This is a genomic window from Flavobacterium sp. H122, from assembly GCF_004959765.1.
Classification (GTDB): Bacteria; Bacteroidota; Bacteroidia; order Flavobacteriales; family Flavobacteriaceae; genus Flavobacterium.
Genome location: NZ_SJZD01000003.1, coordinates 332837 through 351841 on the forward strand (window position 1 = coordinate 332837; position 19005 = coordinate 351841).

The 19005-nt window shown below is 35.1% G+C and carries 18 protein-coding genes; 5 read left to right on the forward strand and 13 right to left on the reverse strand.

Annotated features, from left to right (window positions below; all coding sequences use genetic code 11):
* Window positions 1-8 precede the first annotated feature (8 nt).
* The 3 genes from EZM65_RS06855 to pyrH form a co-directional block, all read right to left on the reverse strand.
* Window positions 9-1085 (reverse strand): exopolyphosphatase, encoded by a 1077-nt coding sequence (locus EZM65_RS06855; RefSeq protein ID WP_136667813.1) that lies wholly within the window; start codon window positions 1083-1085, stop codon window positions 9-11.
* Window positions 1086-1211: 126 nt separating this feature from the next.
* Window positions 1212-1775, reverse strand: a complete 564-nt coding sequence (frr, locus tag EZM65_RS06860) for a ribosome recycling factor (protein WP_136667814.1) — start codon at window positions 1773-1775, stop codon at window positions 1212-1214.
* A 51-nt stretch (window positions 1776-1826) separates the two neighbouring features.
* Window positions 1827-2534 carry a UMP kinase gene (gene pyrH / locus EZM65_RS06865; RefSeq protein WP_136667815.1) on the reverse strand — a complete coding sequence of 236 codons (708 nt, stop codon included), beginning with the start codon at window positions 2532-2534 and terminating at the stop codon, window positions 1827-1829.
* Window positions 2535-2720: 186 nt separating this feature from the next.
* Between pyrH and EZM65_RS06870 the strand changes: the two genes are divergently transcribed.
* On the forward strand, window positions 2721-3347 hold the full coding sequence (locus EZM65_RS06870; protein WP_136667816.1) for a PAS domain-containing protein: 627 nt from the start codon (window positions 2721-2723) through the stop codon (window positions 3345-3347).
* 29 nt (window positions 3348-3376) lie between these two features.
* Entirely contained in the window at window positions 3377-4615 is a 1239-nt protein-coding gene (locus EZM65_RS06875; protein WP_136667817.1) for an MFS transporter, read from the forward strand.
* 48 nt (window positions 4616-4663) lie between these two features.
* Here EZM65_RS06875 and EZM65_RS06880 read toward each other — a convergent pair whose 3' ends face one another.
* From EZM65_RS06880 to rplM, 6 genes are all read right to left on the reverse strand, one after another.
* Complete coding sequence (locus EZM65_RS06880) at window positions 4664-5026, reverse strand: hypothetical protein (protein WP_136667818.1); 363 nt, start codon at window positions 5024-5026, stop codon at window positions 4664-4666.
* A gap of 54 nt (window positions 5027-5080) precedes the next feature.
* A complete protein-coding gene (locus EZM65_RS06885) occupies window positions 5081-5734 on the reverse strand; it encodes a queuosine precursor transporter (protein WP_136667819.1) in 654 nt (217 codons plus the stop codon).
* Between the two features lie 82 nt (window positions 5735-5816).
* Window positions 5817-6779, reverse strand: coding sequence for a translation elongation factor Ts (tsf, locus tag EZM65_RS06890; RefSeq protein WP_136667820.1), 963 nt, complete (start codon window positions 6777-6779; stop codon window positions 5817-5819).
* 129 nt (window positions 6780-6908) lie between these two features.
* Window positions 6909-7667 carry a 30S ribosomal protein S2 gene (rpsB, locus tag EZM65_RS06895; protein WP_136667821.1) on the reverse strand — a complete coding sequence of 253 codons (759 nt, stop codon included), beginning with the start codon at window positions 7665-7667 and terminating at the stop codon, window positions 6909-6911.
* 157 nt (window positions 7668-7824) lie between these two features.
* Window positions 7825-8211 carry a 30S ribosomal protein S9 gene (gene rpsI / locus EZM65_RS06900; RefSeq protein WP_136667822.1) on the reverse strand — a complete coding sequence of 129 codons (387 nt, stop codon included), beginning with the start codon at window positions 8209-8211 and terminating at the stop codon, window positions 7825-7827.
* Window positions 8211-8666: a 50S ribosomal protein L13 gene (gene rplM, locus EZM65_RS06905; protein WP_136667823.1), complete on the reverse strand. Its 456-nt coding sequence runs from the start codon at window positions 8664-8666 to the stop codon at window positions 8211-8213. The genes rpsI and rplM overlap by 1 nt, the downstream gene beginning before the upstream one ends.
* A 216-nt stretch (window positions 8667-8882) precedes the next feature.
* Between rplM and EZM65_RS06910 the strand changes: the two genes are divergently transcribed.
* Window positions 8883-9911 (forward strand): LacI family DNA-binding transcriptional regulator, encoded by a 1029-nt coding sequence (locus EZM65_RS06910; RefSeq protein ID WP_136667824.1) that lies wholly within the window; start codon window positions 8883-8885, stop codon window positions 9909-9911.
* On the opposite strand, the gene EZM65_RS06915 is transcribed toward EZM65_RS06910, so the two are convergent.
* Both EZM65_RS06915 and polA read right to left on the reverse strand, forming a co-directional pair.
* Window positions 9906-10313, reverse strand: a complete 408-nt coding sequence (locus EZM65_RS06915) for a hypothetical protein (RefSeq protein WP_136667825.1) — start codon at window positions 10311-10313, stop codon at window positions 9906-9908. The genes EZM65_RS06910 and EZM65_RS06915 overlap by 6 nt on opposite strands.
* A 33-nt stretch (window positions 10314-10346) precedes the next feature.
* On the reverse strand, window positions 10347-13190 hold the full coding sequence (polA, locus tag EZM65_RS06920; protein WP_136667826.1) for a DNA polymerase I: 2844 nt from the start codon (window positions 13188-13190) through the stop codon (window positions 10347-10349).
* 125 nt (window positions 13191-13315) lie between these two features.
* Between polA and EZM65_RS06925 the strand changes: the two genes are divergently transcribed.
* A complete protein-coding gene (locus EZM65_RS06925) occupies window positions 13316-14554 on the forward strand; it encodes a metallophosphoesterase (protein ID WP_136667827.1) in 1239 nt (412 codons plus the stop codon).
* A gap of 52 nt (window positions 14555-14606) precedes the next feature.
* Entirely contained in the window at window positions 14607-14903 is a 297-nt protein-coding gene (locus EZM65_RS06930) for a co-chaperone YbbN (protein ID WP_136667828.1), read from the forward strand.
* On the opposite strand, the gene EZM65_RS06935 is transcribed toward EZM65_RS06930, so the two are convergent.
* Both EZM65_RS06935 and EZM65_RS06940 read right to left on the reverse strand, forming a co-directional pair.
* Complete coding sequence (locus tag EZM65_RS06935) at window positions 14900-15559, reverse strand: polysaccharide deacetylase family protein (RefSeq protein WP_136667829.1); 660 nt, start codon at window positions 15557-15559, stop codon at window positions 14900-14902. The two genes, EZM65_RS06930 and EZM65_RS06935, sit on opposite strands and share 4 nt — an antisense overlap.
* Before the next feature lie 115 nt (window positions 15560-15674).
* Entirely contained in the window at window positions 15675-18878 is a 3204-nt protein-coding gene (locus EZM65_RS06940; protein WP_136667830.1) for a DUF2723 domain-containing protein, read from the reverse strand.
* Between the last annotated feature and the right edge of the window lie 127 nt (window positions 18879-19005).

The window sequence follows — 19005 nt, forward strand, 5'->3', positions numbered from 1 at the left end:
AATTTTTTTTACCAGACTTTTTTAACTTTTTTGGAGCGGTCAGCTATATAAGAAACCAACCAGGCTATTTGTCCTTCCTTGGCAAAATAAAGCTTTTTTTCGTTTATGTTGGGAATTGCTTCAAGAGTTACTAAAAGTAAGTTACTTGCAGAGATTAAATATTTTTGTGAATATGTTTTTAAAACTTTATCGATTTCTTTGTCGGTTTTTGCCAGATCTTCAAAACGTTTAAAGTTGTTTTTTACCATCGCATCGTAATTAATAACGTCTTCAAGTTTGAATTCGTTGAACTGTTCTTTGGTTGGTCCGTTCAAAAGAGTGTAGAAGGCCCATACAGCGCCGCCTGACATGTATACTTTTTGTTTATCCAGTGCAACCGGTTTTGAGTTGTACATTGCATTTACCTGCTCTCTCAGCATTGGCAGGAAACCAAATGATTTGATGTTGAATTCGCCTATCTCGTCATTTCTCGTTTTTTTGTTTACTGCTTCAGTCAGTGTTATAGTCCCGTAATTAAGGCTTAATGGGAAAAATACAAATGTTTCAGTGTTGAAAACATCAACATAACCTCCCTTAGTATTACCGCCACCAATATCAAGTACCATAGAATCTTTGTAATCAATAGGGGGGATGCACCCTTTTAGAAGCATTTTTCCTTCTGTCTGAGCATCAATAAATTCCAGACTTTTTGAAGTCAGCTGTTTGATTTTGTCTGCTAAGACCTGTGTGTTTTTTGCCATCGCAACACCTGACGAACCTACAATAAAAATGTTTTCATCAGCTATCTTTACTTCGGTTTTTATTTTTTTGTAGTTTTCAGCAACAACGTTGGCCGCTTTTTCTATGTCTTCGGGAAGTAAATTCCCGTCAATGGAAATTCCTTTGGCAATACCCACGTTCTCAGTCCAATAGGACTTTATGTTGAAACCGCCTTTTTTGATATTATACACATCTAAAACGGTCATTTTTATTCCTTTACTTCCTATTTCTATTCCTGCAAAGAGGTTTTCATTTTCTTGACCAAACACATGGCTTTGAAAAAATAAAAATAGCACTGCTAAAAAATATAGTTTAGTGTTTTTCATAGGTTAAATTTTAGTTAATGGGTTCCTTCCGGATTCTCAAAAATATCAAAATTTTGTTAATATTTACAATTTTTTAAAATTTGGATAAAAAAATCCGCACAAGGCGGATTAAATTTTTGGTATAAATTAAACTTTCATGATTTCAGCTTCTTTAACAGCTAAATGTTCCTCAATTTTTTTGATAAAATTATCAGTTAGTTTTTGAACATTTTCTTCTGCTGTTTTGCAGATGTCTTCAGAAGTTCCGTCTTTTTCTAATTTTTTAATATCGGTGTTTGCATCTTTGCGTGCATTACGGATACCGATTTTTGCATCTTCAGCTTCAGATTTTGCTTGTTTTACCAGCTCTTTACGGCGCTCTTCAGTTAAAGGCGGTACTGAAATGATAATATTGTCGCCATTATTCATTGGGTTAAAACCAATGTTGGCTATCATGATTGCTTTTTCAATAGGATGCAGCATAGTTTTTTCCCAAGGTGTAACCGTGATTGTTCTGGCGTCAGGAACATTGATGTTGGCAACCTGGGAAAGAGGTGTTTGTGATCCATAATAATCCACAAAAACACCACCCAGCATTTGCGGTGTGGCCTTTCCTGCACGAATATTCAAAAATTCTTTTTCTAAGTGAGCAATAGAACCTTCCATAGATTCTTTAGTGCTGTCTAGTATAAAATTAATTTCTTCAGTCATTGTTTTTGATTTTTTGATTTTTCGAAGAATCGGATAATCGAATAATCTAAATTAAATATTAACTACTGTTCCTACGTTGTCTCCTTTGCAAATTTTAAGCAAATTACCTTCTTTATTCATATCAAACACAATAATAGGCAATTTATTTTCCTGACTCAAGGTAAATGCAGTCGTATCCATTACATTAAGCCCTTTTTTCAGCACATCATCAAATGAAATATAATCAAATTTTACAGCATCAGGATTTTTTTCCGGATCGGCATTATAAACACCGTCAACGCGTGTTCCTTTCAAAATTACATCCGCATCTACTTCAATACCTCTTAAAACGGCTGCAGTATCAGTTGTAAAATAAGGATTTCCGGTTCCTGCTCCAAATATTACGATTCTTCCTTTTTCCAGATGTCTTACAGCACGTCTTTTGATGTAAGGTTCTGCAATAGCTTCAATTTTTAAGGCAGTCTGTAAACGGGTAAGCATCCCTTTTTCTTCTAATGCTCCCTGCAGCGCCATTCCGTTAATAACGGTTGCCAGCATTCCCATATAATCTCCTTGCACGCGATCCATTCCATTGCTGGCTCCTGCAACTCCTCTAAAAATATTTCCACCGCCGATAACAATTGCAATTTCAACACCTAATTCATGAATTTGTTTTATTTCATCAGCATATTCAGCCAGTCGTTTTGGCTCAATGCCGTATTGACGATCGCCCATTAATGCTTCCCCGCTTAATTTCAAGAGTATTCTTTTGTATTTCATCAGATGATTATTTGGACTGCAAATATAATTATAATCTTGAATTATTTCCGGTATATTTTCAGGTTAAACTTTGGTTTACCTTGCGTGAATTAACATAAAATAAAATTATTGTCGACTGATAAATGTCATATTTGATGATTTTAGATAGCTATAATTTTGCTGTCAATGAGCAAATTTTTAAACATTATGAATCTAGAATTAAAAAAACCTACTGTTATTGATGAAGAAGTAGTTTGGGATAAATCGCAGACTATTGTAAGTAAAACGGATTTGTTTGGCACTATTGAATATGCCAACGATGCTTTTGTTGAGGCTTCCGGCTATCAGGAATTTGAACTTGTGGGACAGCCCCATAATTTAATCAGACATCCGGATATGCCTCAGGTAGTTTTTAAAGTATTATGGGACAATATTAAAAAAGGGCATAAGTTTCATGGTATTGTAAAAAATTTATCAAAGTCAGGAAGGTATTACTGGGTCATAACCGATTTTGATTACGTTGTTGATGATGATGCCAATATTGTCAAGTATATAGCACGTAGAAAAGCTGTTCCTGACGGTGTTGTGAAAAAAGTTGAAGATTTATACCGAAGACTTTTGCAGATTGAAGAAGTCAGAGGGATAGAAGGCAGTGAAAAATATCTGACAGGTTATCTGGAGGAATTGGGTTTGACATACGTCCAGCTGATTACTAAATTAATGGTTGATGACGAACGGGAAACAGCAGAGCAGATTGAATTGGCTAATGCACAGACAGCAGAAGAGAAAGAAAATGAGGGCAGAGGATTTTTTAGTCGTTTTTTTGGTAGATAAACGCAGCTTATTTTCAACACTTTTATGCTATGAAGAATATTTTTTTTAAAAACTTTAGCGATTTTAATAAGGAAATCAAAATAATAGCATTGATTACTTTGATTAACCGCATGGGGACTGTTGTGGTCCCTTTTTTGTCTAAATATCTGAAAGAGGATTTGGATTTGAGTTACTCTCAGGTGGGTTGGATAATGGTTTGTTTTGGTTTGGGCTCCTTAATAGGAACTTTTATAAGCGGAAAGCTGTCTGATTACTTCGGGGCTTACAAAATAATGGTGTTCAGCTTATTCACAAGCGGTATTGTTTTTATAATGCTGCGTTATGTGAAAACGTTTGAGCTTTTGTGTCTTTCTGTTTTCTTTCTGACAACAATAGCAGATATGTATCGTCCCGCAATGATGCTGACAGTGAATAATTATGTCAATAAAGATATGAGACTGCAGTCACTCTCTTTGATTAGGGCTGCTACGAATCTGGGTTTGGTTGTGGGGCCGGTTTTGGGAGCATATCTTATTTTTAATGACGGATACGATACGCTTTTTTTGGTGGATGGCGTTACCTGTATTCTGGCTATTTTGCTGTTTGTTGTCCTTGTTAAAGAAAAAAAGTATTTGTACAAACTGAATTTGGCTAATCAGAAGCAGGATAAATTAGCTCCGTTAAAAGATCTCCCTTTTATTTTTAATTGGGTAATTGCCATGATTACAGGGTATTTGTTTTTTCAGGTTTTTTCTATTCTGCCCATCTATCATAAAGCAGCTTTCAAATTGACTGAATTTGACAGTGGAATGTTTTTGGCTTTCAGCGGTTTGCTGTATATACTTTTTGAGATTTCAGTGGTCAATTTTGTTCAGAAAAATAAAATCGGCGACCTTATTGCTGTGATGATAGGGTTGTTGTTTATTGGTTTCTCTTACGGATTATTGTTCTTAGTGCATGAACCTTGGGTTTTTTGGGTGTTTATGTTTTTAATTACATTCGGGAACATGCTGACTTTTACTTTTGCCAGTGGTTTTGTTATGAAACGAAGCCATAAAAATCATGAAGGTATTTTTATGTCGGCATTTCAAATGAGTTATGGTTTTGCACATTTGATAAGTTCTAAAACAGGACTGACCATTATTCAGAATTATGATTTTGATGCCAACTGGACTTTTAATATGATTCTTGCAGTGGTAGGGGCATTTTCAACATATTTGGTATTCTTAATGGTGAAAAAGGAAAAAGAAGAAATCAAACAAAAAATTGCCTTGTCTTTATTTAAGTAAGAAATTGTACAGGAAGTTTGTTAAATACAAAAGGCTGATAATTCAGCCTTATATCATTTTTTTATATTTAGCGAGCAATGCTTTTGTCATAGTTAAATTTGCCTGGGAAGCATCTACGGCAAGATAAATTAAATACTCGTTTTCTTCCGAAACATTTATGATATGATACTGCGATGTCAAAGTAATCGTGATGTCCTCAATTTTCTGATTCTGCTGTAAAGCATTTATGCCGTTTAATTTTGCTCTTACCATTTCAAGTATAAATGTTGAGCCTAGGTCAATGTCATAATTTTTGTCAGATGTTTTAGAATAATAACAAATTCCGTTTCTTATTTCAATTATACTGGTTGCTATAAATCCCGGAATGTTCTTGGAAATAGTCTCTCCAAATTCTTTTACTAAGTCGGCCATTTTATTTAATGATTCAAGGTATGCAAATTTAATAAATAGAAATTTTGCGGATTGTTAATTTTCTGTTTCTTTTAAAAAATTTCTTATTAAATAATGACCCAGATAAATTAAAGGGGTCAGCAAAACAGCGACACATAATTTAAACGTATAGCCTGTTAAGGCGGATGACAAAAAGGTCTCAAAATTTATTTTTCCCGGTAACCAAAATGCGATGCCTAAAACGATAAAAGAATCGATAAGCTGTGAAATTACAGTTGATCCTGTTGCTCGCAGCCATATTTTTTTATTGCCCGTTTTTTCTTTTACATAATGAAAAACCATTACATCGATAAGCTGTGAAATCAGGAAAGCAGTAATACTTCCCGCGATAATCCACATGCTTTGGCCAAATACAGCGGTGAACTGCTCATCATTTACGGGGCTTATTCCTTTTGCGGCCGGAACTACAATGGCTAAGAACAATACCAAAAAAGCGTATGCAATTAAGCCGGCTGTAATAAATGATAGTTTTCTTACCCCTTTTTGTCCAAAGTATTCATTAATTAAATCAGTGGTTAAAAAAACTATCGGCCAAGGCAGGATACCTATGCTCATTACAAAGGGGCCGATTTGAATTAATTTTCCTCCTATCAGTTCGGCTACAACAGCATTAGTGATAAAGATTCCTGCAAGAATGACAAAAACATAATCTTTTTTGGATTGGAACATATTCAGTTTTTTTCAAAGATATATATAAAATTAAAAATGCCGTCTCATGAGACGGCATTTTAGAAATATGTTTATGGATGGATTATCCTAAAGTAACTCTTTTGAAACCTGTAATTTCAACATTGAATCCTTTAACATAATCACCAACTTTTTTACTATCATCTTTGATAAAGTTTTGATCTAGTAAAGCTTTTTCTTGGTCTAAAGTTGTATTATCAGAGATAAAACGTTGAATTTTTCCAGGAATAATTTTATCCCAAATTTGTTCTGGTTTACCTTCAGCTTTTAATTCAGCTTTAGCATCTTCTTCAGCTTGTTTTAAAACTTCTTCAGTTAATTGAGAGTAAGAAATATATTTAGGAACATTTTTTAAAGTTTTTCCTAAACGTTTTGCCTCTTCATTTTCTTTTTCAATTACAGCAATACGTGCAGCAAGTTCAGAAGCAACGAAAGCAGGATCAAAATCTTTGTAAGATAATGTGTCAGCTCCCATAGAAGCAACTTGCATAGAGATGTCTTTAGTTAAAACATCACCATTAGCAATTGGAGCAGAAATTGCAGTTAAAGCAGCAATTTTGTTAACGTGAACATAAGATCCAACGAAAGCGCCTTCTAAAATTTCAAAACCACCGATTTCGATTTTTTCACCGATAACTCCTGTTTGCTCGATTAATTTTTCAGCAACAGTAATTCCGTTGAAATCTGAAGCTAAAAATTCTTCTAAAGAAGAAAAGTTAATAGCTCTTTCAACTAAATCTTTGGCTAAAGCTACGAAAGCTTCATTCTTACCTACGAAGTCAGTTTCACAGTTTAAAGTGATGATAGCTCCTTTAGTGTTGTCTGCATTGATAAAAGAAACAGCAGCTCCTTCAGAAGACTCACGGTCAGAACGGTTAGCGGCAACTTTTTGTCCTTTTTCTCTAAGGATTTGTATAGCTTTATCGAAATCTCCTTCAGCTTCAACTAAAGCTTTTTTACAGTCCATCATTCCGGCACCTGTAGATTGTCTTAATTTATTTACGTCTGCAGCAGTGATTGTTGCCATAGTGTTTTAAATTTTTAAGTTTTTTAAAAGTAAAAAATTCCAATCTTCAAATTCCAAATTCCAACTTTAATAAATCATCAAATTTGACAATTCTTTGGAACTTGGAATTGAGATTGGAATCTATTTTATTTATTCTTCTGAAGCTGCAGTTGGAGTTTCAACTTTTGCTTCTTCAGTAGCTTCTGCTTCTTTGTCTGAAGTTCTGTTTGATAAACCTTCAGTGATAGCAGCAGTAACTAATGATAATACTTTGTCAATTGATTTTGAAGCATCATCGTTTGCAGGGATTACATAATCAACCTGACGTGGGTCAGAGTTGGTATCAACCATTGCGAAAACCGGAATGTTTAATTTTTGAGCTTCTTTTACTGCGATGTGTTCAGCTTTGATATCAACTACGAATAATGCAGCTGGTAATCTAGACATATCAGCGATAGAACCTAAGTTCTTCTCTAATTTTGCACGTAGACGCTCAATTTGTAATTTCTCTTTTTTAGAAAGAGTATCAAATGTACCGTCTTTCTTCATTCTGTCGATAGAAGCCATTTTCTTAACAGCTTTACGGATAGTAACGAAGTTAGTTAACATACCACCTGGCCATCTTTCAGTGATGTAAGGCATGTTTGCAGCCGCTGCTTTTTCAGCAACGATGTCTTTAGCTTGTTTTTTGGTAGCTACGAAAAGTACTTTTCTACCAGATGCAGCGATTTTTTTCAAAGCTTCGTTAGCTTCTTCAATTTTAGCTGCAGTTTTATATAGATTGATAATGTGGATACCATTACGCTCCATATAGATGTAAGGAGCCATGTTTGGGTCCCATTTTCTAGTCATGTGTCCAAAATGAACACCTGCTTCTAGTAATTCTTTAACTTCTACTTTATTTGCCATTTTGTAATAGTTTACGTTCTGTTGAATTAGCAATGTTCCTTTAGGCTAAAAGCTTTAAGCTTTAGGCTTTAGGCTTCATTTAGATGCTAAACTAATCTCCGGCCTCAGCACGGAAAAGCAACAATAACTTAGTTTTTGTAATAAATAATAATAAATATTAACGTTTAGAGAACTGGAATCTCTTACGAGCTTTCTTCTGACCGAATTTCTTACGCTCAACCATACGAGGGTCACGAGTTAATAATCCTTCAGGTTTTAAGATTGCTCTGTTTCCTTCTCCTACTTCGCACATTGCTCTTGCAATAGCCATACGTACAGCTTCTGCCTGACCAGTTGCACCACCTCCGTAAACATTGATTTTTACATCATAGTTAGAAGCGTTTTCAGTCATAGCAAGAGGTTGCATTACTTTGTACTGTAAAGTTGCAGTAGGGAAGTAAGTAGCAAATGCTTTTTTGTTTACAGTGATGTTTCCTGTACCTTCTGATACATAAACACGTGCCACAGCACATTTTCTTCTACCGATTTTGTGAATAACTGCCATTACTTAAGATCGTTTAGATTAACGGTTTTAGGTGTTTGAGCAGCGTGTTTGTGCTCTGGACCTACATTTACATTCAAATTACGGAATAATTGAGCTCCTAATTTGTTTTTAGGCAACATTCCTTTTACAGCTTTTTCTACTAATAATGCAGGATTTTTTTGCTGCATTACTTTAGCTGTTAAAAATCTTTGTCCTCCTGGGTAACCTGTGTGACGAACGTAAGTTTTGTCATCTAATTTGTTACCAGTCAGGTTGATTTTTTCTGCGTTGATAACAATTACGTTATCTCCACAGTCCACGTGCGGTGTATAACTTGGTTTGTATTTACCTCTTAAAAGCATCGCAACTTTAGAAGCAAGACGACCTAAGTTATGACCTTCAGCATCAACAACAATCCACTGTTTATCTGCAGTAGCTTTGTTTGCCGAAATTGTCTTGTAGCTTAATGTGTTCACAATAATTACTTTTTAATTAAACATTCCATTCCCAATTAAGGGAGTGCAAAATTACAATTATTTATTTATAAAGCAAATAGCTTTTTAAAAAATCTTTTTTTGCTGCTATTCAGGCAATTGTGAATTTGGCAGGCATTGTATTAAATGACTCTAAAATCATTTTTCCGCTTTTCGGTTTTAATTTTTAATTTTACATATTATATATGTACATCACTTATGAAGTCTAAATCTACATTAAAGCAAATTGCTCTTCAACTGGGATACTCAGTTTCTACTGTTTCTAAAGCACTTACAAACAGCCCAGAAATCAGTGAAGCTACCCGAACCAAAATAAAGGAGTTTGCTAAAATGAGCGGTTATAAGCCTAACAGTATGGCGCAAAACCTGAAAAGGCAACGTACGAATACAATTGGAGTTATTGTGCCGAATATATTGAACCCTTTTTTTGCCAAGGTATTCAGTGGTATTGAAATGTATGCCAATGATAAAGGCTATAATGTTATTACCTATATTTCCAACGAATCTATGGAAAAAGAAAAACAGGCCATGCATATGTTGAGCAATGGTACAGTTGATGGTTTTATATTGTCTATAGCTGAAGAAAGCCAAATATTAAATGAGATGTCACATTTTAAGGAAGCTATCAGAGATGGAATTCCTATTGTAATGTTTGATCGTACATCTGATAATGTAGAATGTGACAAAGTAATTGTGGATGATTATGATTCTGCCGTGCATGCCATTCAGCATTTAATTACTACCGGGTGCAAACGAATTGCTTTGTTAACGTGTGATGCCAGCTTAAGCGTTTCCCAACTTCGTGCAAATGGTTATTATGATACTTTGAAAAAAAACAATATAACTGTTACTGATGAGTTGGTGATTTTGACTGATACAGTTGCGGAATTTGATGAAAAGCTAACACATTTGATTAATAACGTTTCTTTTGATGGAATATTTGCGTTAGATGAACATGCTTCCACTTTAGCAATGAAACTGGCGGTGAAAAAAGGAATTAAAATCCCTGATGAATTGCAAATGGTTGGTTTTGCTGACGGTGCTTGGTCACGACGGTTAACACCAAGCTTGGCGACCATCAGCCAGCATGGACCCCAAATTGGTGCCGAAGCAGCTAAACTTTTAATCGACCGTATTGAGAAAAAATCGGAAAAAAATAAATACAAAACGACTGTGATAAAAACGGAATTGCGGTATAGAGATTCTGTGAAGAAGTCTAAATTATAATTTTCCTAAAAAAAGTATAAATAACGTAAGTAGTAAAACAACAATCAGAAATGGTCTATATGTTTTTTGAAACCCTGCTTTTCTGGTAAAACCGTCTTTTTCTAATTCCCAAGAAAATAAAAAGATAGCAACTTCGCCCCAATTTATAAAGCCTTCAAAAGGGTCTAAAGTAAAGAAGCAGAAAGGTTCATTGGCGACTTTGTTACTCTCGTTCCTTTCACTTTGTTTAAGACTACGCCTTCTTTGTTTTATTGTAGTAGGGTCAACTTCCCTTAGTGTTAATTCCTCTTGAGCTAATTGAAAAGCTACTTCGTTCCACTTTTCAGGCGAAGCAGCTATCTCAATCAATTCTTTTGTTGTTCGTGATTTTATGGGAGGTTTAAAGTCGTCAATTAACTTCATGAATTAAATATCTAAAATCAGCAATTTGAAATCTTAATGCGCTTCCAGCCAATCTTTTCCTAATCCCATTTCGACTTCTAACGGAACCGCCATTTTAAAAGCATTTTCCATTTCATGTTTAATCATGGGCTGGATTTTTTCCAATTCAGAGTTGTGTACATCAAACACCAATTCGTCATGTACCTGAAGCAGCATTTTCGATTTATAGTTATCTTCTTTCAATCGTTTATGAATGTTAATCATGGCGATTTTGATAATGTCAGCAGCACTTCCCTGAATAGGAGCGTTCACAGCATTTCGCTCGGCAGCACCTCGTACCACAGCATTAGCTGAATTAATATCTTTTAAATAACGGCGACGACCCGAAATTGTTTCTACATAACCATGTTCACGGGCAAAATCTACCTGATTTGCCATGAATGATTTTAGTTTTGGATAGGTTTTGTAATAAGCATCAATAAGCTCCGCACTTTCTTTTCTTGATAATGAAGTCTGATTTGATAATCCAAAGGCAGAAACGCCATAGATAATCCCGAAGTTAACCGTTTTAGCGTTGCTTCGCTGTTCTTTGGTTACTTCTTCCAGAGAAACGTTAAAGACTTTTGCAGCCGTACTGCGGTGAATGTCCTCATGGTTTTGGAAAGCCTTAATCATGTTGTCTTCTCCGGAAAGAGCCGCAATAATGCGCAATTCAATCTGTGAGTAATCGGCAGAAAGCAAGGTGTAATTTTCATCTCGGGCGATAAATGCTTTACGGATCTGACGGCCTCTTTCGGTGCGGATCGGGATATTCTGTAAGTTAGGGTTGTTCGAACTCAAACGCCCGGTTGCAGCCACCGTTTGCATATAATCGGTATGTACCCGATTGGTTTTTTTATCCACCTGTTCCGGAAGGGCATCAACATAGGTGCTTTTCAGTTTTACCAACTGGCGCCATTCCAATATGTCTTTTACAATTTGGTGTTCGTTGGCTAAATAACTCAAAACTTCTTCGCCGGTGGCATATTGGCCGGTTTTGGTTTTCTTTTGTTTGGCACCGCCAATTTTTAATTTATCGAATAAAATATCGCCCAATTGTTTTGGTGAGGCCAAATTGAATTTTTCGTCTGCTTCTTCGTAAATTTTATTTTCGAAAGTTTCAATCTCTTTCTGCATCTCAACCGACATTGATTTCAGAAAATCTTTATCAAGGTTTATTCCTTCACGCTCCATATCGGCAAGAACCTGTATTAACGGAACTTCAATTTCATCAAACAATTTTTTAGTCCCCACACGTTCTAAAATTGGCTGGAAATGTTCTTTTAACTGGTAAGTTACATCGGCATCTTCTGTGGCATATTCTTTAATGTCTTCCAGTGCTACGTCTCTCATCGATAATTGGTTTTTGCCTTTTTTGCCAATTAGGGTTTCGATAGATTTTGGAGAATATTTTAAATAGGTTTCAGACAATACATCCATGTTATGGCGCATGTCAGGGTTGATTAAGTAATGCGCAATCATCGTGTCAAAAAAGTTTCCTTTAATTTCTACTCCGTAATTAGCCAATACTTTTAAATCGTATTTCATATTCTGACCTATTTTCTCGATGTTTTCATTCTCGAAAAACGGTTTGAATTTATTGATTAATTCCTGTGCTTCTTCCTGATTTTCTGGAAACGGAACATAAAAACCTTTTCCTTTTTCCCATGAGAGAGCTAATCCAACGAGTTCGGCATTGATAGCGTCAATTCCGGTCGTTTCGGTATCAAAACACACCGAAGTCTGCTGCATCAGATTTTGAATCAACAGATTGGTTGGTAAATTACCCTGCACAATCTGGTAAAAATGCGAGGTGTTTTCCAAAGTCGCATAATACGAATGTGATTTTGGTTCATCACTGTCTTCATCAACAAAACCAAATAAATCCATTTGGTTTTCTGCGGTTTTTTTAGTCGGGGATTTTTTAGACTGAACATTTTCAGTTCCATTGGTGACGATTTCGTCATAGTCTTTACCAGTGCCGAAAAACTTGTCAAATTGTGTTTTCAGCTGACGGAATTCCAATTCCTGAAATAAAGCATCTGTTTTTTCAACATCGGGTTTAGAAAGTTCAAAAGTTTCTTCGTCAAATTCTACCGGACAATCCAATAGGATAGTTGCCAGTTTTTTAGAAAGCAGTCCTTTGTCTTTATTGGCTTCGATTTTTTCTTTGATCGCGCCTTTTAATTGATGTGTGTTGTCTAATAAATTTTCAATTGAACCATATTCAGCTAAAAATTTCTTTGCTGTTTTTTCTCCCACGCCCGGCAATCCTGGAATATTGTCTACCGCATCACCCATCATCGCCAGAAAATCAATTACTTGTAACGGGTCTTGAATTTCAAATTTTTGTTTTACTTCTTCTACACCCCAGATTTCAATGTCATTGCCTAAACGGGCAGGGCGATACATGAAAATGTTTTCGGAAACTAATTGTCCAAAATCCTTATCAGGTGTTACCATAAAGACCTGATAACCTTGTTTTTCCGCTTTTTTTGATAAAGTCCCTATTAAATCATCCGCTTCAAATCCTGCCTTTTCGATGATAGGAATGTGCATTGCCTCGAGTATTTGTTGGATATAGGGAACAGCAATTTTTATGGCTTCAGGTGTTTCATCACGATTTGCCTTATATTCTGTGAACATTTCTAAACGGTAATCACTTCCTCCTTTGTCAAAAGCTACGGCTAAATGATCCGGTTTTTCACGTTTTATTACATCCATAAGCGAATTCATGAAACCTAAAATGGCCGAAGTATCCATCCCTTTAGAATTAATTCTTGGATTTTTGATAAAAGCATAATAGCCTCTAAAGATTAAAGCGTATGCGTCAAGCAGAAATAAGCGTTTTTGTGACATTCTTCAAAAATTTGAACTGTAAAAATAGTCAATCAAATTTGAAGTTGTAAATCATTCGTTAAAATTTGATTAACAAAATCCCATAGTGTTGACTTTCTTCGTTACTTTGTTCAAAATTTCTAGAGATGTTGTTTCGTTTTATCATAATTGCCGCGATTTTATTATTAGTTGAAATATATGCGCTTCAGGCATTTAGGACTTTGTTAAGGTCTAAATGGATTTTGTGGCTGTATGCCCTTGTGAGCTTGATAGTGTATGTGTATATTTTTTACACTATTTTCAATTTTGACAGGAAAGTGGGGCAGACAAAGCAGAGTTTGTTTGCTCTTGGACTGCTGCTGACGATTTATTTGCCTAAAATTGTTTTGGCCACAGTTATGTTAGGGGAAGATGTGGTTCGTTTTCTTTCGGGTGTGACCAATTATTTTATCGAATATGACAGCGGAAGGGAAGAATTTCTACCGCAAAGAAGAAGGTTTATCAGTCAAATTGCTTTAGGGCTTGCAGCAGTTCCCTTTTTGTCGCTTATTTATGGTGTGACAAAAGGGAAGTATAATTATAAAGTCTTTAAGCAGGATTTGTTTTTTCCTGATCTGCCGGATGCTTTTGACGGATTTACTATAACGCACATTTCCGATATACATTCAGGTAGTTTTGATAACGCTGAAAAAATTAATTATGCTGTTGATCTGATTAATGAACAGGCTTCGGATGTTTTATTGTTTACTGGTGATATTGTTAATGCAAAAGCTGAAGAAATGCATCCGTGGATAGCTACTTTCAATCGTTTGACAAAACCTGTTTTTGGGAAATTTTCTGTTTTAGGTAATCATGATTATGGTGCTTATCTGGATTGGGATTCAGAAGAAGCTAAGGCAAAAAACTTTGAGGACATTAAGGATTTGCATCGTCAGATAGATTTTAAACTTTTAATGAATGAACATATCAAGATTAAAAAAGACAATCAGGAAATTGCTTTGGTAGGTGTTGAGAACTGGGGCAAGCATTTTGGGTCTAATGGTGATATCAATAAAGCTTCGGAAGGATTGGAAGAAAAAGATTTTAAAATCCTGATGAGTCATGATCCAAGTCATTGGGAAGAAATTGTGAAACATCATTATAAGAATTTCCATTTAACATTAAGCGGACATACACACGGAATGCAGTTTGGGATTGAAATCCCGGGCTTTTTCAAATGGAGTCTGGCGCAGTATATGTACAAGCAATGGGCCGGATGTTATGAGTATTTAGGCAGATATGTATATGTAAACCGTGGTTTTGGGTTTCATGCTTATCCGGGCAGGGTAGGAATCATGCCTGAAATAACCGTTATTAGGTTAAAAAAAGGTGAAAAAATAGCGTAATTCGTTAAAAACAGTATATTTGTATTGCAAACTATAACTAATTTAGTCACTTATGTCAAAATTTGGAGAACTTATTAATGCCCAAGTCCCAGTTTTACTTGACTTCTATACTGATTGGAACGAATCTTCCCAGTCTATGCATCCTGTAATTAAAGATGTTGCGGCAGCATTGGGAGATAAAGCAAGAGTGATAAAAATTGATGTGGATAAAAACCAGGAATTAGCCGAAGCACTTCGTATAAAAGGATTACCTACATTAATGATTTATAAAGACGGTCAAATGAAATGGCGTCAGTCAGGTGAACTTGATGCTAATACCATTATCACTTTAGTGCAGGAGCAGCTTTAGGTTAAAATTTCAAACTTATATCCTTTTTCTTTATAGTATTGTATTGCTTTTGGTAATACATACGATAGTTTTTTGTGTGCTTTTACACTATCGTGAAAAACAATAATACTGCCACTTTCTATTTTTTCAACAGCATTTTTTAAACATTTTTCCTGAGAGATTTCTTCATCAAAATCAGCTGTTAAAATGTCCCACATGATTATTTTATATCCCAATTTCCGTAAAGATCTCGATTGAGAGGATGTTATCTTGCCGTAAGGCGGTCTAAAGATTTTAGATTCCTGATTTCCGTTTTCCGATTTTAGATTTCCGGAATTTTCGTGAATTTTTTTTTCGCAAAAGGCAACATCCTCCAAATATTCTTTTGTGTTTTTTTTCCAGCCGTTAACGTGATTGTAGGTGTGATTTCCTATTGCGTGGCCTTCCTTAATTATTCTTTTGAAAATCTCAGGATTTTGGTCAATGTTTTTTCCAATACAGAAAAAAGTGACTTTGATATTGTTTTCTTTTAAAATATCTAAAACCCAAGGAGTAATTTCGGGTGTTGGACCATCATCAAAAGTGAGGTAAATTTTATTCTCTTTGTTGGGAATAGACCAAATTTGGTCACGATATAACCATTTGATAAATCTATTTGTTTTGACCCAATAGAACATAAGGATTTTAGATTTCTGATGTTTAATTTTAGATTTCTGAAGTTATAAAAAAATAACGATTTTAGAAAATGAATTTAATCTTCTAAAATCGTTAATCTAATATCTAAAATATATTTTATTCCATGTCTACATCGAAGAACTCAAAACGTTTGTTGATGCTGTTAAAAGCATCTTTTTCCTGATTGTGGAATTGAGTGTCTTTATATGTTCTGCTAATTTCCAAGATGTTTTTGTAACGCACTAAGTTGGTGTAAATATCGCTGGCAAAATACTGACGTTGTTCTGATGGCGGTAATTCACTGAAATAACGCAATTCATCCTGATATTTGCCAATCAGAGGTTTTAATACCTTACGTGCTTTTTCAATTTCTCCCATTTTGTAATAACCTTCTGCAAAAGGATCTATCAGGCTGTAGAAGCCGTAATATTCCATAGGCATTTTGGTTAAAGCCAATTCAATTATTTTTTTGGCTTTGTCGTTTTTGCCCTCGTTGATTAAATTGGTCATCAAACGGGCCATGTTTGTACGGTATGAAATACAGTTTCTGCGTGTCTGTGGGTCGTGATAGATATCCGGACTGTCTCCGTTGCCCCATTTCAAGTTACTGATGATACTGTACATTTTATCGGTATCAAGTCTTCCCATTTCAAAACCGTACGCATCTTTTGCCAAAGGTGTTTTTATTGGAACTAATTTGTATACCATTCCGTCTAATTGTAAGTATTCTTTCATCCAGATATAATCATCATCTCCAAAGGCACCCGGAGAGAAATAAATCGGACGTTTCCAGTTGTTCATTCTAACAATGTCAAGCATCATCAGACGGTTTTTGTATAATGCATCACCTTTGATGTCTATGTCGATATAAGGAACAATAGAATCATTTTGTTGTGGATTAACAATTTTGTTTGTGATTACAGCTTTCTTGTCAACCGGAATTCTAACCTTGTTGGTTGGGTAAAACTGTATTTTTTGTCCGTTTCTTAATTCGATTAATGTTCTAGGATCTTCGCTATGTGCGAAATTCATAAATTCATTAATATCCAAGCGGTCTTCAGTTCTTTGGTCGTGGATTAAATAGTCACGTTTCCCGTCAACATAATCATTATGGTTAAATGATAAAGGAACAGCATCTGATTCGTACGCTTTTTTCTTCATGGAATCAATATACCAGTCGGTCATCAATAAACTTGTGTTTACAATCCGGACATCGGTTCTGTATCCTTCAATTTCCTGGACATACCACAATGGGAAGGTATCGTTATCACCAATTGTAAACAGGATAGCATTTTTATCGCAGGAATCCAAGTACGCTTTTGCGTCAGTTACAGCAGTGGATTTTCCTGAGCGGTCATGGTCATCCCAGTTTTGAGAAGCCATTAATACAGGGGAGGCAAGTAAGCATGCGCCTATTGTAGCTGGTACAGCAATTTTTGGCTGAATATAAGCTTTGATGAAATCGAAAATGGCATAAACTCCAAACCCAACCCAGATTGCAAATACATAAAATGAACCTACAAGAGCATAGTCGCGTTCACGAACTTCAAATGGTCTTTCGTTAAGATATACTTTTAGTGCTAAGCCAGTGAAAAGGAATAGAGAAAGTAAAACATAAAAACTTTTTAAATCCTTTTTGGCATGAAAAAAGATACCTATTAATCCTAGTATGAAAGGCAAGAAGAAATAAGTGTTTCTTCCTTTGTTGTTTTGCCAGTCAGCAGGCAGGTTTTCCTGTTTGCTTAATCTGATATTGTCTATGAATGAAATACCGCTTAACCAGTTTCCGTCTTTTAAGTTGTATTCACCTTGATTGTCATTTTGACGTCCAACAAAATTCCACATTAAATATCTCCAATACATGTACCCAAACTGGTATTCCACCATGAAACGCAAATTGTCAAAAGTGGTAGGTTTTTCAACATTTAAATATTCACCATACGATTTTAAGAATTTATCATAATCTTCTAAATCCAATTTGCCCGCTTTGAAAGCGGCTCTGAATTCTGAAACAATTTGTAGTAACTCATGCTCTTCATTATATTCTTCCTTAACAGAAAATTCTAATGGCGAAGAGAATTTCATGTAATTTACATTGTGTTCGTTGCTCCACATACGTGGTAAAATCGCTTTCTGATTGTCATCAGTATTTTGAACTGCGTTTTTGTAATTGTTTACAATCACATATTTTCCAGTCTTATAATCCCGTTCGTAATTAGGTTTTTCATCTAAATAAGGATTGTCTTCATCTAAGCCAGAATATGTGTCAGAAAACTGAGGTCCATAAAATAGCTTTTGTTCTCCATACTGCTCACGATTGTAATAGGCTAAAAGCTCTCTCGCGTCAGAAGGTTTGTTTTCGTTAATAGGTGTGTCAGCATTTGCACGGATCGGTAGCATAATCCATGTTGAGAAACCAATTAAGATGAATAGAATGCATAATAAAATGGTGTTGTAGAATACTTTACCGTGCTGACGTGTATATTTTAAACCAAAATAGAAAAATGCAATTAATAGGATGGTTACAATAATAGTTCCTGAGTTAAAAGGTAGTCCTAAGTTGTTTACCATAAACACTTCGGTAGCACCAAAGAAAGTCATTGTCCAAGGTAAAAGCAATTTGAAAATGAAAAGTAATACTGATATCACTACTATATTAGCAATGAGAAAGCCTTTTATAGTTACATTTTTGTAATGCTTGAAATAATATAAAAATCCAATTGAAGGTATAGTTAACAATGCCATAAAGTGAACACCGAAAGATAAACCTACAACTAAAGCAATCAGTAGTAGCCACTTATTTCCTTTAGGTTTATCCATGTCAGCCTCCCATCGTAACCCTAACCATAATAATAAGGCGATGAATAAGGTTGCCATAGCGTAAACTTCAGCTTCAACAGCGTTGAACCAAAAACTGTCTGAGAATGTAAAAGTCATTGCGCCTACAAAAGCGCTTCCAAGAATTACGATGCTGTTGTTTTGGTTTAGTTTTGAAACAGAAGCAACTATTTTGTGTAATATAATTGTTGAAGACCAAAACAAAAATAAAATTGTAAAGGCACTTGAAACTACAGACATCATGTTTACCATTAATGCTATGTTTTCTTTTCCAATGGCAAACATCGAAAAGAATGCACCCATCATTTGAAAAAGCGGCGCTCCCGGAGGATGGCCGACTTCAAGTTTTGCTGAGGTGGCAATATATTCTCCGCAGTCCCAAAAACTCATGGTAGGTTCTACAGTTAGTGTATAAACGATTAAAGCGATAAAAAAAGAAGCCCATCCTAAAATGGTATTCCATTTATTGAAGTTAAATGACATAGAAATAGTTAACTGTTTGTAATTGTAACACAAAGAAACTATTTTTTTATCTAAAGAAAAGGTTAAAAAAAAATTTTTTAAATTTTTTTAAAAAATGTTTGCGTAATTAGAAAATCGTTGTAAATTT

Bases quoted from the DNA above. Each gene is read 5' to 3' on its own strand.
- EZM65_RS06940 (WP_136667830.1), bottom strand. From the start codon at position 18,878: ATGTCATTTAACTTCAATAAATGGAATACCATTTTAGGATGGGCTTCT.
- pyrH (WP_136667815.1), bottom strand. From the start codon at position 2,534: ATGAAATACAAAAGAATACTCTTGAAATTAAGCGGGGAAGCATTAATG.
- EZM65_RS06910 (WP_136667824.1), top strand. From the start codon at position 8,883: ATGAAGTCTAAATCTACATTAAAGCAAATTGCTCTTCAACTGGGATAC.
- EZM65_RS06925 (WP_136667827.1), top strand. From the start codon at position 13,316: ATGTTGTTTCGTTTTATCATAATTGCCGCGATTTTATTATTAGTTGAA.
- EZM65_RS06870 (WP_136667816.1), top strand. From the start codon at position 2,721: ATGAATCTAGAATTAAAAAAACCTACTGTTATTGATGAAGAAGTAGTT.
- polA (WP_136667826.1), bottom strand. From the start codon at position 13,190: ATGTCACAAAAACGCTTATTTCTGCTTGACGCATACGCTTTAATCTTT.
- rpsB (WP_136667821.1), bottom strand. From the start codon at position 7,667: ATGGCAAATAAAGTAGAAGTTAAAGAATTACTAGAAGCAGGTGTTCAT.
- rpsI (WP_136667822.1), bottom strand. From the start codon at position 8,211: ATGGCAGTTATTCACAAAATCGGTAGAAGAAAATGTGCTGTGGCACGT.
- EZM65_RS06915 (WP_136667825.1), bottom strand. From the start codon at position 10,313: ATGAAGTTAATTGACGACTTTAAACCTCCCATAAAATCACGAACAACA.
- EZM65_RS06855 (WP_136667813.1), bottom strand. From the start codon at position 1,085: ATGAAAAACACTAAACTATATTTTTTAGCAGTGCTATTTTTATTTTTT.
- EZM65_RS06875 (WP_136667817.1), top strand. From the start codon at position 3,377: ATGAAGAATATTTTTTTTAAAAACTTTAGCGATTTTAATAAGGAAATC.
- EZM65_RS06880 (WP_136667818.1), bottom strand. From the start codon at position 5,026: ATGGCCGACTTAGTAAAAGAATTTGGAGAGACTATTTCCAAGAACATT.
- tsf (WP_136667820.1), bottom strand. From the start codon at position 6,779: ATGGCAACAATCACTGCTGCAGACGTAAATAAATTAAGACAATCTACA.
- frr (WP_136667814.1), bottom strand. From the start codon at position 1,775: ATGACTGAAGAAATTAATTTTATACTAGACAGCACTAAAGAATCTATG.
- EZM65_RS06935 (WP_136667829.1), bottom strand. From the start codon at position 15,559: ATGTTCTATTGGGTCAAAACAAATAGATTTATCAAATGGTTATATCGT.
- EZM65_RS06930 (WP_136667828.1), top strand. From the start codon at position 14,607: ATGTCAAAATTTGGAGAACTTATTAATGCCCAAGTCCCAGTTTTACTT.
- EZM65_RS06885 (WP_136667819.1), bottom strand. From the start codon at position 5,734: ATGTTCCAATCCAAAAAAGATTATGTTTTTGTCATTCTTGCAGGAATC.